Annotated in this window: 17 protein-coding genes; 2 read left to right on the plus strand and 15 right to left on the minus strand. The window is 59.7% G+C overall.

The window, feature by feature from the left end; translation table 11 throughout:
- The first annotated feature begins 21 nt into the window (after positions 1-21).
- Positions 22-1,287: a lipopolysaccharide biosynthesis protein gene (locus ACSQ3F_RS02655; protein ID WP_436098799.1), complete on the plus strand. Its 1,266-nt coding sequence runs from the start codon at positions 22-24 to the stop codon at positions 1,285-1,287.
- Between the two features lie 6 nt (positions 1,288-1,293).
- Here ACSQ3F_RS02655 and ACSQ3F_RS02660 read toward each other — a convergent pair whose 3' ends face one another.
- Genes ACSQ3F_RS02660 through ACSQ3F_RS02670 form a run of 3 tightly spaced genes read right to left on the minus strand, consistent with a single transcriptional unit; the run spans position 1,294 to position 4,261 of the window.
- Positions 1,294-2,172: a DUF6492 family protein gene (locus ACSQ3F_RS02660; RefSeq protein WP_436098800.1), complete on the minus strand. Its 879-nt coding sequence runs from the start codon at positions 2,170-2,172 to the stop codon at positions 1,294-1,296.
- 11 nt (positions 2,173-2,183) lie between these two features.
- Positions 2,184-2,999 (minus strand): WecB/TagA/CpsF family glycosyltransferase, encoded by an 816-nt coding sequence (locus ACSQ3F_RS02665; protein ID WP_436098801.1) that lies wholly within the window; start codon positions 2,997-2,999, stop codon positions 2,184-2,186.
- The gene (locus ACSQ3F_RS02670) at positions 2,996-4,261 is read right to left on the minus strand and encodes a glycosyltransferase (RefSeq protein WP_436098802.1); all 1,266 of its coding nucleotides are present in this window, start codon (positions 4,259-4,261) and stop codon (positions 2,996-2,998) included. Before ACSQ3F_RS02670 ends, ACSQ3F_RS02665 begins: the two co-directional genes overlap by 4 nt.
- Positions 4,262-4,421: 160 nt before the next feature.
- Here ACSQ3F_RS02670 and ACSQ3F_RS02675 point away from each other — a divergent pair, with 160 nt between their 5' ends.
- Positions 4,422-5,411 carry a glycosyltransferase family 2 protein gene (locus ACSQ3F_RS02675; RefSeq protein ID WP_436098803.1) on the plus strand — a complete coding sequence of 330 codons (990 nt, stop codon included), beginning with the start codon at positions 4,422-4,424 and terminating at the stop codon, positions 5,409-5,411.
- A gap of 15 nt (positions 5,412-5,426) precedes the next feature.
- Here ACSQ3F_RS02675 and ACSQ3F_RS02680 read toward each other — a convergent pair whose 3' ends face one another.
- The 12 genes from ACSQ3F_RS02680 to flgK all read right to left on the minus strand — a co-directional run bounded on the left by ACSQ3F_RS02680 (position 5,427) and on the right by flgK (position 14,563).
- Positions 5,427-5,996, minus strand: coding sequence for a hypothetical protein (locus ACSQ3F_RS02680; RefSeq protein ID WP_436098804.1), 570 nt, complete (start codon positions 5,994-5,996; stop codon positions 5,427-5,429).
- A complete protein-coding gene (locus tag ACSQ3F_RS02685) occupies positions 5,996-6,364 on the minus strand; it encodes a hypothetical protein (RefSeq protein ID WP_436098805.1) in 369 nt (122 codons plus the stop codon). The genes ACSQ3F_RS02680 and ACSQ3F_RS02685 overlap by 1 nt, the downstream gene beginning before the upstream one ends.
- Positions 6,365-6,470: 106 nt before the next feature.
- Positions 6,471-7,037: a rod-binding protein gene (locus tag ACSQ3F_RS02690; protein WP_436098806.1), complete on the minus strand. Its 567-nt coding sequence runs from the start codon at positions 7,035-7,037 to the stop codon at positions 6,471-6,473.
- A 118-nt stretch (positions 7,038-7,155) separates the two neighbouring features.
- A complete protein-coding gene (locus tag ACSQ3F_RS02695) occupies positions 7,156-7,569 on the minus strand; it encodes a hypothetical protein (RefSeq protein ID WP_436098807.1) in 414 nt (137 codons plus the stop codon).
- 6 nt (positions 7,570-7,575) lie between these two features.
- A complete protein-coding gene (fliR, locus tag ACSQ3F_RS02700; RefSeq protein WP_436098808.1) occupies positions 7,576-8,328 on the minus strand; it encodes a flagellar biosynthetic protein FliR in 753 nt (250 codons plus the stop codon).
- Positions 8,325-10,412, minus strand: coding sequence for a flagellar biosynthesis protein FlhA (flhA, locus tag ACSQ3F_RS02705; RefSeq protein ID WP_436098809.1), 2,088 nt, complete (start codon positions 10,410-10,412; stop codon positions 8,325-8,327). Before flhA ends, fliR begins: the two co-directional genes overlap by 4 nt.
- 155 nt (positions 10,413-10,567) lie before the next feature.
- On the minus strand, positions 10,568-10,834 hold the full coding sequence (gene fliQ / locus ACSQ3F_RS02710) for a flagellar biosynthesis protein FliQ (RefSeq protein ID WP_037156451.1): 267 nt from the start codon (positions 10,832-10,834) through the stop codon (positions 10,568-10,570).
- The gene (gene flgD, locus ACSQ3F_RS02715) at positions 10,834-11,250 is read right to left on the minus strand and encodes a flagellar hook assembly protein FlgD (protein ID WP_436098810.1); all 417 of its coding nucleotides are present in this window, start codon (positions 11,248-11,250) and stop codon (positions 10,834-10,836) included. The genes fliQ and flgD overlap by 1 nt, the downstream gene beginning before the upstream one ends.
- Positions 11,241-11,690 (minus strand): flagellar biosynthesis repressor FlbT, encoded by a 450-nt coding sequence (gene flbT / locus ACSQ3F_RS02720; protein WP_436098811.1) that lies wholly within the window; start codon positions 11,688-11,690, stop codon positions 11,241-11,243. Before flbT ends, flgD begins: the two co-directional genes overlap by 10 nt.
- The gene (gene flaF / locus ACSQ3F_RS02725) at positions 11,687-12,034 is read right to left on the minus strand and encodes a flagellar biosynthesis regulator FlaF (protein ID WP_018324193.1); all 348 of its coding nucleotides are present in this window, start codon (positions 12,032-12,034) and stop codon (positions 11,687-11,689) included. The genes flbT and flaF overlap by 4 nt, the downstream gene beginning before the upstream one ends.
- A 37-nt stretch (positions 12,035-12,071) precedes the next feature.
- Entirely contained in the window at positions 12,072-13,124 is a 1,053-nt protein-coding gene (locus ACSQ3F_RS02730; RefSeq protein ID WP_436098812.1) for a flagellar hook-associated family protein, read from the minus strand.
- Between the two features lie 2 nt (positions 13,125-13,126).
- Positions 13,127-14,563 carry a flagellar hook-associated protein FlgK gene (gene flgK, locus ACSQ3F_RS02735; RefSeq protein WP_436098813.1) on the minus strand — a complete coding sequence of 479 codons (1,437 nt, stop codon included), beginning with the start codon at positions 14,561-14,563 and terminating at the stop codon, positions 13,127-13,129.
- Positions 14,564-14,566: the final 3 nt, after the last annotated feature.

Consider the following 14,566-nt stretch of genomic DNA (forward strand, 5'->3'; position numbering starts at 1 on the left):
CAGCACATCTGGACCCCGCCCGTGATCGATTTCGCCAAGACCCTCTATGCGCGCCACAACGGCGTGATCCACGCCTATCTCTCCATGACGGGCGGCTCGGCAGGTCGGCTCGTGCTGTCGCTGGTCTATTTCATCTGCATTGCCAACGGGCTTTCCGTCGCCGAGTTCGGCCTGTTCGCGACGGCGTCCGCCGCCGGCATCATGATCTCTCGGGTGCTCGCTTTCGGCTTCATGTCGCCGCTCTACCGGGTCGCCACCGTCAAGCCCCTGCTGGTCGGCACCTACAGCGCCGGGTTCGTGGCTGGCGCCGTACTTTCCCTGCCCTTGATCGCAATTCTGTGCCTCGCCATCTACTACGCCGTGTTCGCGCGTGACATGGCGCTTGGCGTCTTCCTCGCCCTCATGGCCGCCGAAATCATCTGCTGGCGCGGGCTGGAAGTCGTTGCCATCGTGCTCAACGGCCTCGGCCGCTTCGGCCGCGCCGCGCTTTTGGTGGTGATCGGCACGGGCATGCGCACTGCTGCAGCCCTCGGCTTTTCATTCTCGCATTGGGCATCGCTCGAAACGTGGTCGCTGCTTTATCTTGCGTCCAACCTGGTTAGCCTGCTGATCGCTGTCATCTGGTTCTTTCCGAAGGTGCGGCTACGCTGGCGGCCGGGACTCTACATTCGCCGCTGGGTGGATTCCGTCTCGGTCGCAGGCGCCGAGGTGCTGTTCTACATCCAATCGGAATTCGACAAGATCGCCGTGCTTGCCATCGGCGGACCCCAGGTTTCGGGGATCTATGCGATCATCATGCGGCTTGCCGATCTGACGGCGCTTCCCGTTCGATCCTTCAATACCCTGCTCGTCCAGAAGATCATGCGCACGCCCGGCACGATCTCATCCTGGCGGACGCGACTAACGATCGAAGCTCTGGTCGCGGCAGTATCCTTCATGGCAATAGCCGCCATGGCCATCTACCTCTGGATTTTTCCACGCGGACTTGGAAACAACGTCGCAGAGGCGGCGCCCTATCTAATGGCGGTGCTTCTGGTGCCCTCGTTCCGCAATCTGGTCGAGTATCACTCGGAACTGCTCTACGCGACGGGCCGCACCGTGCGCCGGATATTCAACCTGGTGATTGCGGGCGTGGTGAAAGTCGCCCTGCTCGCCATCGTCTTCAAAGCCAGCACCGATGTCTCCTATTGGGCACCGTTACTTAACGGCGTCTATCTGGCGCTCTATGGTGCGTCTTTCGCGCTCACCTATAGCGCGCTGCGCGGCGAAGCCGGCCGGGTGATCTGAGGAAGATCAAGCGGCGCGTTCGAGAACGATGCTGCGGATGTCGGCAAGATCGTGCCCGACGAAGGATTGCACGCCGATGCCGATGTGATGCGGCGACATATCGGCCAAGAAATGCCTGAGGCCACTGATGTCGCGCGCATAGCTGTCGTCGAACCAGAGGACGTGGCAAAGCCCCTCGGGTGACGCCACGTGCCCCTCGCCCTTCAGCACGTCATCGACGAAACGGCCGTAGATCATGCATTCCGAAAACTGCCGTGAGCGGGTGATCGCACGGATCCAGTCGCGGCCATGCAGCGCCTCGACATGATCAAGCAGTGCCCGGCAGCTATCGGTGCGCCAGGCGGTCAGCGTGTTGATATGGTCGTTGGCGGGCAAGCTGAAGGGGCCAATGCCGAGCAACCTGTCGGAATGGGCAAGCCATTCGAGATGGTTGGAGCGCATCCGCTCGCCGATCGCCCCGTCCTTGCGATAAAGCGCCAACCGATCCCCCTGCCAGAGGTTTGCAGGATCGAAATCACGCAAGAAGACCACATCGGAATCGACCGCGAACATCGTCTCTTCCTTGATGTGACGGCACAGTGCCAGCCTGCGCAACTGCTGCACATGCCAGCCGCGCAGGGGAAGGCTGTAGGGGCTGATCCAGAGCTTGCGGCGACCAGCCGACATCGGATCCGGCACGGCACGCAGCCACCAGGGCAAAAGATCGCTCTCGCTGATGACCTGACGGCGAGAGCCTTCCAACTGGCGAAACAGGGCAACGTCAAACGGGGCAACAAGCAGATAATGAACCCAATCGCCCTTCAGCCGCATATCCATGCTTTCGCACAGCAGGCGGCAACGCTCGAAATCATTGGCATAGGAGGCCGTCACGACAGCGGTGCGCATCATGGTATCCGTCAGAACGATCGAGATTCGGCACGGTGCCCGCCGACTTCCAAAGTCTTTGCGCGCCCTCCCAGCTTATGGCGAACAACATAGTAGAGGAACAGCGGATTTCCCAGCAGATATCGGCGCCACAGGCGGCGCGGTTCGAGGACCAGCCGGTGCAACCATTCCAGACGCAGGCGCCGGACGGTCGGCGAGGCCCGTGGCACTTCCTCGGCGATGAAATCAAAGAGTGCGCCGACGCTGATCACCAGCCGCGCATGGCCGGGTCCAACGTGGCGATCGATCCATTTCTCCTGCTTCGGGCTGCCCATCGCGATCAAAAGGATATCGGGCTTGAGCTCGCGAACCCTCGCCATTACCTCGTCCGATTGTGCCACGTCTAAGAAGCCGTCGGAGACGGGAATGAACTCGTGCCACGGCGAATGCCTTTGGAAATTCTCAGCCGCGCGCTTCAAAATCTCCGGACGCGCGCCGATCATCGCAACACGCCTTGGCGTCGTCATATAGGTCATCAGTGCCGGCACGAAGTCCGTGCCATTCAGATTGGCCGGAAAGATCCTCCCATGAAAAAGCCAGGAAGCAATATCCAGGCCGTGACCGTCGGGCAGAACGATGTGCCGGTTGAGGACGGCACGATACTCTCGGTCATTCATCATCAGATTGGCATTGTTGGCGTTGAGGAACGAGATGACCGTCTGCCCGATCGACAGCGACGCGATCTCGTCGGCGAACGCGAAAGCATCCGCCCAGCCGAAATCGCAGACCGGCATGTCGAGGATCATCCGTTGCGATGCGATAATCGATGTGCCCGGGAAGACATTCATCGGGATTTTCCTCCCTCATGCACGGCAAATCCATGTGGCGTGCTGGCTTTCTTTTGCGCGGCTGGCTCTCTGAAATGCGGGGCGGGCGCTGTGGCGGGCTTTGCCAAACCGGAAAGCCCCCTCTCGAGCGTACCGAGCAACCTGGCTTTCTGCGCCCGATGGAAGTCTGCGCCCGACAGGCGCTGACGATTGCCGGCCCGGACCTGCGCAACCTTCTCGGTCAGCAGCCGCGCGAATTCGGCTGGATCGTCGGCGAGCGAACAATTGCTGGGGATCGCGCCTATGCCGCGCAGAGAGGCGTGCGTGGCAACGCTCGGCATGCCCAGTTCGAAGGTCTCGATGGTTTTCAGCTGGACGCCCGTGCCACCGCGGCTGATCAACGGGATGACGGCGCCGGCCTCGACGAACGCACGGGCGTCCGGCACCTTGCCGAGGAAATGCAGACCGGGATGGGAAACCGCGGGCGCATCCGGCATCTGACCGGCGATGCCGATGGACATATCGGCCGGCAGAAGCGGCACAACCTTGGAGAGGAACCAGTCAAGTCCGATCCGGTTCGGCTTCCAGCTCCAGGTGCCGATCAGGGCCAGGTCGTATTCCGGCAGCCTTTCCACACCGCTTTCCGGCAGTTCCCAACGCGTCACCAATGGCAGGACGGCGGCACGGTCCGACACCGCGTAACCGAAACCGAAACGGTCGGCCTCGGCGAAAGTCCAGATCGCCGAGGCCGACTGCGTGAGTCGTCGTTCGACCTGCTCCAGAAGGCCCGCCTCGCGTTTGAACAGAAACCTTTCCAGCAATCCGGACGCCGACGCCGCATTTTCGAGCGCGGAATCGGCCTCGACGTTGTGGGCGACATAAATCGTCGGGTGTTTCTGGAACACAGCGGAGAATGCGCCCGGCAGTTGTACGGAGTTGAGGATTATTGCGTCGAACGGCTGCAGGCCCTGCAGCAGCATCTCGATATGCTCGGCGCCTGTCTTCAGCATCTTGGCCGAAGACAGGGTCGTGCGATTGAGAAGGGCCGTTGCCAGCCAGCGAAGTTTCGTGGCAGTGCCAACTTTCGCATTGGCGACTTCAAGCTCGCCCAAAAGATACGTGTCGCCACCTGCGGCAGCAGTCTGCCCCGGCTGAAGAAAGCCAATCACGCTTATGCGGTGGCCGAGCGCGCAAAGGCCGTCGAGAACGGCACGATTGGCAATGTCGAACCCCGATGAAGGGTTCTCCACCGGCACCAAAGAGGAAACCAAAACCAGATGCATGCTGCCACGCGAGACTTGAGAACAACTGCCCGGACTGTAGCAACGCGGCGTGAAATGACCTTTAAATCATTCATTCAAAAGCGAATTTGGAAATTTAGTATCTGTTTAGGAAGATTTGCTTTAGTGTTTGTCAAAGCGTCGCCTTCAACAGGTTCCCACCATGACCCCGCCCGCCCCGGATGTGACTGTGTTCTACCAGACGACGGTCGATGCGGCGGAAAGCGTCGAGTTCGTCGTCACCCTGCCGACATTTCGGCGGCCCGAACATCTGCTGAAAACCCTGAAAACCGTGATTTCACAGGAGCCTGGCGGCCCCTTTGCGATCGTGGTGATGGAGAATGACGCGGACGGCCTTGAAGGGGCCGAAGCGGCAAAAACGTTTTTTGCCGGCCACCGGATCAACGCCCTCGTGGTGGTCGCGCACCAGCGCGGAAATTGCCATGCCTATAATGGCGGCTGGTCGATGGCGCTTGCCACCTACCCCAATCTCCACGCTATCGCCGTTATCGATGACGACGAGATCGCGGCACCCGATTGGCTCGACAGTCTCATATCGGTACACAGACAGACCAGGGCAGACCTGGTGGGCGGACCACAACTGCCCGATTTCGAAGACCAGGGACGCAACGATCAGAAACGCCACCCTGTCTTCCTGCCCCACTACGAGACAACCGGCCCCGTCCCGATCCTCTATTCCTCCGGAAACGTCCTGATCACGCGCCCGGTACTCGACGCTATGCCGCGGCCGTTCCTCGATCCGGTGTTCAATTTCATTGGTGGCGGAGACAGCGACTTTTATCGCCGCTGCAAGGAGAAGGACTTCACATTCGCCTGGGCGGCGGAGGCCTGGGTTGCCGAGACGATCCCGGCGCGGCGGACGGAAATGTCCTGGATCAAGGCACGAAGCCTGAGGAATGGCGCAATTTCGGCGCTGCTCGAACATCGCGCGGCGCCGGGGCTTGCCGGCCGCATAAAGACGATTGCCAAATCGCTGATGCTGCTTGCCGCCTCGCCCTTCCGCGGCATTTCCCTATGGCGATCAACCAAGCTGCCGTCGGCAGGGCTCTACCATTTTTACGTGGCCTGGGGCCGATTGATGATGGAATTCGGCTTCGTCAACGAGCAGTATCGCAACCCGGAAAAGAACTGAGCGACGCGACCCGCCTCAACGTGCGGCCGCTGCGGCGCGCCTTTCGGCTTCAGGGATCTCGTCGTGGGCGGTCTCGCCATTCTTGTCGACAACCGCGACAGGCTTTTGCTGCGGCTGGCTGGCCCCCTTGGCAATCCGGGCAACATCCGCCTTCGACAGATATTCCAACTGCTCGACGAGCACGTCGAAGATCACTTCGTCGTGCATGTCCTTGTTCAGGCCTTCCTTGACCGCAGTCTTGAATTGGGCCAGGTCGAAACTGTTGCTGTCGGCGACGTTGATCAACTTTTGACCGACGAGAATGTCAAAAAGCGCGTTCGTCACCGTCTCCTTGAGCGGCACGTCCATGTGCTTGATCTTGTTCTTGTCGACGGCGAAGGACAGCTTCGTCAGGAAATAGCCCTGCACCGCACCGTCGGTGATCACCGGTACCGTAATGAGTTCACCGGGAACATATTGCTGCAATGCGCGGCGGTCCGTCTCCGCATCCGATTCCACCGGCGCCGAAGCATGCTGGATCGAGAAATAGACGGATCCGAGCGTCACTGCGCAGACCCAGACACCGGTGAAAACGAGCTTCAGCATCAAAAATCGCCGTACCGAAACTGCTGCTCGGAATAGATGCCATCCGCATCTGCATCCTGCACGGCGGTCTTGAGGATTTCCACCACCGACCGGCAGGCTTCCATATGCGCATTCACCTTCTGCGAATTTGCCATCAGCTTGGATTTGATGTGCCGTGTCTGGGAAACGAAGGACGGCGAAATCTCGCTCGGCGAGGCGTCGCGATGCAGCATCGTCAGTTCGTAGAGGCAGCGGCTCTTGCGCGCGTTCGATGCCTTCAGGTCGAAGCTCGGATCGAGCCCGATCCGGCTGTTCTCGTTGTCGAGGATCATTTCGAGGCGTCCAAGCACGTTCTGGATACGCACGTCACCCGATGCTGCAACTTCCATCATTTCGCTCCCGTTGGCGCCTGCATCACGCGGGTCCTGCCCTCGGCGTGATGCGATGCGCGAAACTTATGTGTCAGGCAAGCCCTGGCAATCCGCCGGGATTGCCTCAGGCTTGTTCGTTCCTGCCTTCGGTCGCCATGAAATTGGCGACGGCTTTGCGCTCGTATTCCTGCACCATGCTGAGCGCGACGTTGTTGTCATTACCATCGAGCGATGCGTTCACGCGATCCGGCCCCTCCGAACCGACGATCCGGTCGGTGACCATGCTTTCGGCAATGCCGACGCCGTCGCCCTGTGCCATGACGTTGCCGATCTGCTCTGCCATCATGCTCTTCCACATGTCGCCGGAGGTGCCCTTGCCGTAGACCTCTTCGCTTTCAGCGGGGAGCATCGATTTCACGAAATTCTGCAGCACCATGGCTTCGAACTTGCGGTAACTTTCCGGAATCTTCTTGGCCTCGGCGCGATTGTTGATGTCGCCAAGGCTGTTGGACGGGCTGTCCTGGTTCAGGACTGCAACCGTATTGGCAAAGCCGGTTCCGTTTTCAGCAAGGCTTGTTGCCTGGAAGGCGGCACGATTGGCCTTTAGCCGCGCCTGCGCCTCCTGCACTTCGGCCGGATCGGCGGCGCGCACGACATCCAACACCAGGTCGCTTGGAGGAGAAATGGCCATGCGGTGTCCTCTCGGTCACGGAGCTGGTGGTGCCCGAGACGACACCAGCGACAACCCCATAAATTCAGCAGTTTAAACAAGCGGTTCGGACGCAGAGACGGCCGATCCTGAAGCCGCACTATGACCGGCCAACCTTACCGGAAGCTGGTGGCTTGCCCATCACATGCTGATCGACGAGATCGTAGATCGCATTGTCGGCCTCGGTACGCTCCTCCAGGACGCGCGCTTCCTTCATGTTTTCCTCCAGCCGGTCGCCCTTTGCCCGCTCCTTGAGGACGCGGGTTTCGTGGACCTGCTGGATACCAAGGAGCATCTGGTCCTTCTGGGCAAGGCGACCGAGTTGCGAAGCATAGTGCCCGGAGAACATCGCATGCAGCGGGCTTGCCGATCCCATGGCGTCGGCGACGACATCGATGGTTTCGGCAAGGTCGCGGCGCTGCCTGGCGGTTTCGGCCAGTTCGCTTTCCGCCATCTGCTCGAGGTGCCGCTGTACGGCAACGAGGCGCTTCAATTTTTCCGACCGGCTTTTCATGCTTCGCTAGCTCCCTTGCATCATCGGGCCGAAGCCGTCGGCGAACAGGCGCAGCATCGCGGCGATGCCGAGATAGAGGAGGAACATGCCGCCCATGATCAGATACGGAAGCGAGATGAAATAGAGCGGCATCTGCGGCGCCAGCTTGTTGACCATGCCGATGGCGACGTTGAACAACAACCCATAGATGAGGAAAGGGCTCGCCAGCCGAAGCATGATGTAAAACGTCGTTTCGAGCGCATTGGCGAGCGTTATCAGTACGCCCTGCGGATCGAAGCCGACGCCGAGCGGCATCACCTTGTAGGAATCGACAACGCTCGACAGGATGACGTGGTGAAAATCGAGCATGAACAGGACTATCAGGCCGGCAAAGCTGATCAGGTTGGTCAACTGGTTTTCCGCCGTGTCTTCCAGCACGTCGGCGGTCGGTGGCGCGTTGAAGCCGATCATCATGGTGATGACCGTTCCGGCGAACTGCAGTCCCAGCACATAGTAGCGCGCGATCAAGCCGATGACGCTGCCGACCACCGTTTCGGTGGCGATGATGTAGATATAGGTATGCCCCTTGCCGGCGACCTGCGGATAGATCTCGTTCCACATGATCGGCAGCACCGCCATCGAGATCGCCACCGCGATGAAGAGACGGACCTGCACCGGGACGCGCGCCGTCGAGAAACCTGGCATGACCATGATGCACGCGCCGATCCGGCAGAATGCGGCAAAAAGCGCCAGCACCGTGCCTTCAAGATCGGAGATCATGAGATCGAGCCAATGATCTTTATCTCGAGACCCTTGGCAAGCTCGACGTGGCTGAGGACCGGCAATGTGGCAAACAAGCGCTCGATGATCATGCGCACATAAGAACGGGATTCGGGCGAACTTACCAGCACGAATGGCATACCACGATCGAGATGTTCGCGGATAACCTTGGTGGCCTGCTCGCTGAATTCCTCCAGGTGACGCGGATCGATGTCGAACTCGACGATCTCGCCCTTGGCGTCACGCTTCAGCGCCTGGTGGAAGACCATGTCCCATTTGTTGCCGAGGCGCAGGACGCGCAGCGTGCCGTTGTCGGCGAGATCACCGCACAGTTGCTGCGACATGCGCACGCGGACATGCTCGACGATCTGCTCGGTCTTCCTCACATGCGGGGCGAGTTCTGCAACCGCTTCCAAGATCAGATGCAGGTTGCGGATCGAGACGCGTTCGGCAAGCAGCAGTTTCAGCACCGCCTGCAGACCCGAATAGGACATGTGCGAGGTGCAGATCTCATCCGCCAGCTTGCGATATTCCGGATCGAGGCGCTCGATCAGGATCTTGACGTCCTTGTAGGACAGAAGCTGCGGCAGGTTGTTGCGGATGACTTCCGACAGATGCGTCAGCACCACCGAGACGTTGTCGATCGGGTGGAAGCCTTCGCGCTTCAGGTCCTCGGTAAAGGTTTCGAGGATCGATACCGCCGGCATGCCGAAGGCGGGTTCGCGAATATCGTCACCCGGAACGCTCGGTTTGCGGCCGCCGCCGGTCACGACGATGACTTCGCCGACGCGGACCGTGTTGGAGGCGATCGTCGTCCCATGGATACGGATATGATAGGCCTTGTCGGGAATGCCGATGTCGTCCGACACCTTGATTTCCGGAACGATGAGGCCGTACTGACCGGCGAACTTGCGGCGCATCTTGCCGACGCGGAAAGCCAGTTCCTGATGGGCGCCGAGAAGCCGGGTGGAGACCTGCTTGCCGAGCAGGAGCTCGATTTCAGCCGTCTTGAGGACCGATTTGACCGAATCTTTCTCGCTGTCCGTTTTCTGCTGAGCCGTCTGCTGTTCCTGCTCGCGCTTGAGCTTGTTGGCCGCTTCGAGCTGACGCGGGATCATCCAGCCGAGGAAAGCCATGCCGCCGCCGAGGAAGGCGAAGGGAATGAAGGGAAGGCCGGGCATCATCGCCAGCATCAGGATCAGGCCGGCCGCCACCATGAGCGCGCGCGGATAACCGCCCAGCTGGTTGACGACTGCCTGGTCCGTCGATCCGGCAGTGCCGCCGCGCGACACAAGCAGACCTGCCGCCAGCGACACGATCAGCGCCGGGATCTGCGACACCAGACCGTCACCGACCGAGAGCTTGACGAAGACATCGGCGGCCTCGCCGATCGACATGTCGTGGCGGGCATAGCCGATGATGATACCGCCGAAGACGTTGATGGCGGTGATCAGCAATCCGGCGATCGCGTCGCCGCGCACGAATTTCGAGGCACCGTCCATCGAACCGAAGAAGGAGCTTTCCTCTTCCAGTTCACGCCGGCGCCGTTGGGCTACTTTCTCGTCGATCAGGCCGGCGGAGAGGTCGGCGTCGATCGACATCTGCTTGCCGGGAATGGCATCGAGGGTGAAGCGGGCGCCGACTTCGGCGATACGCGTCGCGCCCTTGGTGATGACGATGAAGTTGACGGTGATCAGGATCAGGAAGACGATCAGACCGATGACGAAATCGCCGCCCATGACGAGCTGCGCAAAACCGGCGATGACCCCACCGGCTGCGTCGTGTCCTTCATGCCCATGCGAAAGGATGACGCGCGTCGTCGCGATGTTGAGCGACAGACGAGTCATGGTGGAGATCAGCAGAATGACCGGGAACGACGAAAAATCCAGCGGCTTCTGAATCCACAGGGAAACCATCAGGATGAGGATGGAGAACGCGATGGAAAAGGCCAGCCCGATGTCGATCAGAAACGGCGGTATCGGCAGAAAGAGGATCGACAGGATCGCCACGATGCCGAGCGCAAAGCCGATATCACGGCCTTTCGGTGCGACCTTCGGGATGACTAGAGCAGGAGGTGTTGCCATCGGAAGTTCCGTCTCTTCATGAGAGGCAGGCAGCATTCATACCTGCTGCCCATACTGGCAACAGGCCTAACGCGCCAAACTTGCGCGAAGGTGGCATCGATGACGGAAGGAAGCACAAAGACGTTTTTCGTGACGCCTGTTTCGCCGGAAGCGCGTCAGAAACCGCTTTGGATGCGGGAGAAGACGATATCGGTGAAGATGGAAATCTGTGAGCCGACAAAAGAGGCAGAAAGCGCCACCGTCACTAGGACAGCGAGGATTTTTGGCACGAAGGTGAGGGTCATTTCCTGCACCTGGGTCAGCGCCTGAATGAAGGCGATGACGACGCCGACCACCATGGCAGCGAGAACGGCGGGCCCGGAAGCGACGACGACCGTCCAGATCGCCGCCTGTACTATATCGAGGGCATCCGCCTCATTCATCAGCTATCACTTATGGTAACACCGGGGCCTACGGCAAGTTCCTCGCCGCTCTCAAGCACCGCGATGATTCCATCTGAGTATAGCTTCACTTCCTTGACCACGCCAGTCGTCTCGCCGTCCTCGCTCGTCACCGTCTTGCCGATAACGGCATTGGCTTCGCTGAGCGACGTGCGCTGCAGCAGGCTTTCAAGATTGGTGTTGGTCTTGATCGTCTGTTCGACCTGCGAGAAGGTCGCGAGCTGGGCGATCTGCTCGGTCGAATCCATCGGCTCGGTCGGATCCTGGTTCTTCATCTGCGCCACGAGCAGCTTGAGGAAACTGTCGTAGTTCAGGCTGGCCGAAGCCGCGTCCGTGGTCGAACTCGAGGTCGTCGTTGACGCAGTGGTGGTGGTTGACGTTACACCGCTTACCGCCATGGTGCTATCTCCTTGCGAATCTGTTCGATCGTTGCCGGTGCCATTTCCTGGTTGTTGAGGATACGGTCCTCGATGGCGTAGAGACCGCGGATCGCCTTCAGGGCGTCGAAGGCCCGGCCTTGCGTCACCATGCCGTCAACGCGCTTGAGTTCCGCCACAACGTCTTCGTTCTTGAAGCAGTTCAGAAGCATGACCACCGACTTGCGGAACATGTTGGTCGATTGCTCGGCACCTTCCGGATTGATCAGGATCATCTGGGCGATGAAATAGAGCTGCTTCAGCGGCGTGGTGGCATCTTCCGGCTGCAGAACGTGGTTTTCGAGCAGGAATGTCACGTCGTTCAGGAATTCGACTGCAACCTTACGGTCGACACGCAACACCGCTCCGTTGACAAAAATCCGTTCGCCCGACTTCAGCGAGATACGCAGTGTGCTTTTCATTTGAGTCCATCCCTGATGATGGTTGTGATGTCTATGATGCCCTGGAAGTTGGAGGATTCGCGTTTGCGAATCTTTTCCGTCTCGCCCAGAATCCAGATGGCGATTGAAATAAGGTTGGCGCGCAGTTCGTCGTTCAGTTGATTGTCCGACGCGCGAAGATCCTCGATGAACCGGATCCAGACCCGCCGCGTGTAGTAAATCGCCTCGATGGCCTCCCTCGAGTACCCCTTCTGCTGTTTTGCGGCTGCAAGCAGCGCAATCGAGCGGTCGAGTACCTGCCGTTCGCGATCCTTGGAGTCGGCGACGCCGTCCTCCATGATCTCGGCGTATGAAAACTGATACATTCAGACATCCTTCATGTTTGTCCTGGCCCTCACCGCATCAGAGGAAATTGATCAAACTCAACTGCTGAAGCCGTGAGGTAAGCGTGTAAGAAGTCTCGATCTGGGTCAGCAGCGTGTTCATGCGCGTCGACGCTTCATAGCTATCGATCCCCTCAAGATCGGAAATATGCGTCGTTACCAGCTCGATCTGCGCTGCGAGCGAAGTGTTGGCCTTCTCCACCCGAGCTTCGGAAATACCAAGCGCGCTGCGTTGAGCATCGATCCCGGAAATGCCCTCGCCGATATAGCCCATCGCTGCAGTGCTGACGGTGGCGCGGACTTCCGAACTGACATCCGCGCCGAGCAGTTCCGAGGCGATGACGCCTGCAAGTGCGAACTTGCGCATCCCGTCCGCATTGGCGCTTGTCGAACTCGCCACGACTTCGGAAGTCGAGATGCGGCTCGTCATGGTCTGGTCGGATGCCTGGGACCAATCCGTCGTCCACTGCGTCCCCGTATACAGGGGTTCAAGCGTGTTGCTGATGAAATCATCCATCTCCGACGCGGTGAAATCGCTCATCGACGCAATGCCGTTTGCCGACATGTAGGCCGCAAGTTCGGTATCGAAGGTCGTTTTCGCCGCCGAAACGGCAGGGTCATTGTAGTCTACAACTGGTTTGACGTCGGTATTGATCCCCGAAAACAGGTACTCGCCGTTGAAAGAGGTGTTCACCGCTCCCGTGAAGATCGAAAGAGCATCGGTGACCTCGGTCTTGGCGATCGCCAACTGGTCTGCCGATTCGCTTCCGCTCAGGCTGATCAACACCTTGTTGATCGATTGCGCAGCGTTGGCGATCGTCCCAAGTGCTTCCTGCGACGCGGCAAGGCGTTGCGTGACAACGGCGTTGGTGGTGGTCAGCGTCTGCATCCGCGCCATTTCGCGCTGGAGATCGAGGGAGCGCGAGGTTGTGCCGCCGAGAGCGACGCCAACATCGGCGTGGCGGCCGGTCGTGACTTCCGCCTGTAACTTGACCACTTCCGCCTGCGACTGCTGGATCGTCAGCCTCATCGCATTTTGGACGGCCAGGTTCGAAACGAAGGACGTCTTCATGATTACCTCACAGCTTCCAGAAGGGCCGCCATCATGGCGTCCACGGTACTGACCAATTTGGCCGACGCTTTATAAGATTGTTCCAGGTCGAGCAGCAGCGACAGTTCCTCGTCCATGCTGACGCCGGTTTCGTTGCTCAGGACTTCCTGCGTGCGCGACAGCAATGCCGTCTTGTTATCGTTCGCGGCGGAAGCGCTGCTGCGCAGATCTTCGAGCCAACCGACCGACGACGTGGCGAAATCCAGAATGGTGCTGCTGCCGTCAAGACCCGTCGCCGTGTCGAAGGCCAGGCTGCCGTCCATCGCGGTGACATAGCTGTCGATCAGGTCCGAATATCCCGAGTCCCCGGTCGTGTTCATGATGTATGTCGCGCCGTTGAAGCCACCGTCACGAACGAGTAGCGGGTCTGACTGGGCCAGCGAATTGATCTGCAGCGTCGAAGCGATACCCGGCTCGATCGTACCTGTCGTAGGCACCGTTCCCGACGCCCAGGTAAACAGGCCCGGTAGGGGCCCCGAACCGTCGTCTTCCGCGAACAGTTCCACCAATCCGCGTGCAACTTCATCCAGCTGCGACTGGAATTTCGGGGCGATCTCGTCACGCAACTGCAGGAGTGCAGACAACTTTCCTTCGCCGGAGGTGTTTCCGCCTGTACCGGCGGCCACCGGAACACCATCGACATAGATGGGCTGGCCGTCCGTCGTCGCGCCGAAACCGGAGGTGGCCGCGAAGGTCACCTTGCGGGGCGTGTTTTCAAAGAGAACCGTGCCGTCCGAGGTGTAGATAACAGTGTCGTTGTTCGACCGCGTCACCGTGGAGATGCCGACGATTTCTGAAATCTGGCGCAGGAGCTTGTCGCGCTGGTCGAGCGCGTCGCTGGCGTCGGATCCCGAGGCCGTGGCGGTCATCACGCCGTTGTTGGCACTTTCGAAATCGGCCAGCAAACCGTTCAGCGTATTGACGGTGGACGCGATTTCCTTGTCGGCCTCCAGACGCAGATCCTGAACCGCGGTCGACGTCTTGTTGAGCGAGTTCGCCAGGTCGTTTGCATCCGACACAAGCGTTGCCGCTATCGTCGTGTTGCCAGGGGTCGAAGCGAATGTCTGCAGGCTGTCACGAAACGCCGCCAGATAGGTGGATGGCGACGTTTCGTAGTCATTGCCGCCGAGAGAGGACTTCAGCGTCTCCAGGCCCGCAAAGAGCGTACTCTGTGCAGAGGCCTGGGAGATGCTGACGATGTTCTGCTTGAGCAACGCGTCATTCTGTGCCCGCTGAATGGAGACGACCTGCGCTCCATTCAGACTGGTGCCGAGCATCGCCAACCGCCGCGAATAGTCCGAATTGCTGGCATTCGCGATGTTCTTCGACACGATCGCGGTCTGCTGCGCCGTGTTGCTGAAGATTGAATTTGCTGTGTTTATCGCAGATGACAGAGACATGAC

Origin of the sequence: Pararhizobium sp. LjRoot238 (genome assembly GCF_964252955.1) — a bacterium.
Classification (GTDB): Bacteria; Pseudomonadota; Alphaproteobacteria; order Rhizobiales; family Rhizobiaceae; genus Pararhizobium.

Excerpts from the sequence above, each read along its gene's own strand:
- flaF (WP_018324193.1), bottom strand. The coding sequence starts at position 12,034 with ATGTATCAGTTTTCATACGCCGAGATCATGGAGGACGGCGTCGCCGAC.
- fliQ (WP_037156451.1), bottom strand. The coding sequence starts at position 10,834 with ATGAATGAGGCGGATGCCCTCGATATAGTACAGGCGGCGATCTGGACG.
- flbT (WP_436098811.1), bottom strand. The coding sequence starts at position 11,690 with ATGAAAAGCACACTGCGTATCTCGCTGAAGTCGGGCGAACGGATTTTT.
- ACSQ3F_RS02685 (WP_436098805.1), bottom strand. The coding sequence starts at position 6,364 with ATGGAAGTTGCAGCATCGGGTGACGTGCGTATCCAGAACGTGCTTGGA.
- ACSQ3F_RS02670 (WP_436098802.1), bottom strand. The coding sequence starts at position 4,261 with ATGCATCTGGTTTTGGTTTCCTCTTTGGTGCCGGTGGAGAACCCTTCA.
- flgD (WP_436098810.1), bottom strand. The coding sequence starts at position 11,250 with ATGGCGGTAAGCGGTGTAACGTCAACCACCACCACTGCGTCAACGACG.
- flgK (WP_436098813.1), bottom strand. The coding sequence starts at position 14,563 with ATGTCTCTGTCATCTGCGATAAACACAGCAAATTCAATCTTCAGCAAC.
- ACSQ3F_RS02660 (WP_436098800.1), bottom strand. The coding sequence starts at position 2,172 with ATGCGCACCGCTGTCGTGACGGCCTCCTATGCCAATGATTTCGAGCGT.
- flhA (WP_436098809.1), bottom strand. The coding sequence starts at position 10,412 with ATGGCAACACCTCCTGCTCTAGTCATCCCGAAGGTCGCACCGAAAGGC.
- fliR (WP_436098808.1), bottom strand. The coding sequence starts at position 8,328 with ATGATCTCCGATCTTGAAGGCACGGTGCTGGCGCTTTTTGCCGCATTC.
- ACSQ3F_RS02695 (WP_436098807.1), bottom strand. The coding sequence starts at position 7,569 with ATGAAAAGCCGGTCGGAAAAATTGAAGCGCCTCGTTGCCGTACAGCGG.
- ACSQ3F_RS02690 (WP_436098806.1), bottom strand. The coding sequence starts at position 7,037 with ATGGCCATTTCTCCTCCAAGCGACCTGGTGTTGGATGTCGTGCGCGCC.
- ACSQ3F_RS02680 (WP_436098804.1), bottom strand. The coding sequence starts at position 5,996 with ATGCTGAAGCTCGTTTTCACCGGTGTCTGGGTCTGCGCAGTGACGCTC.
- ACSQ3F_RS02665 (WP_436098801.1), bottom strand. The coding sequence starts at position 2,999 with ATGAATGTCTTCCCGGGCACATCGATTATCGCATCGCAACGGATGATC.
- ACSQ3F_RS02675 (WP_436098803.1), top strand. The coding sequence starts at position 4,422 with ATGACCCCGCCCGCCCCGGATGTGACTGTGTTCTACCAGACGACGGTC.
- ACSQ3F_RS02730 (WP_436098812.1), bottom strand. The coding sequence starts at position 13,124 with ATGAAGACGTCCTTCGTTTCGAACCTGGCCGTCCAAAATGCGATGAGG.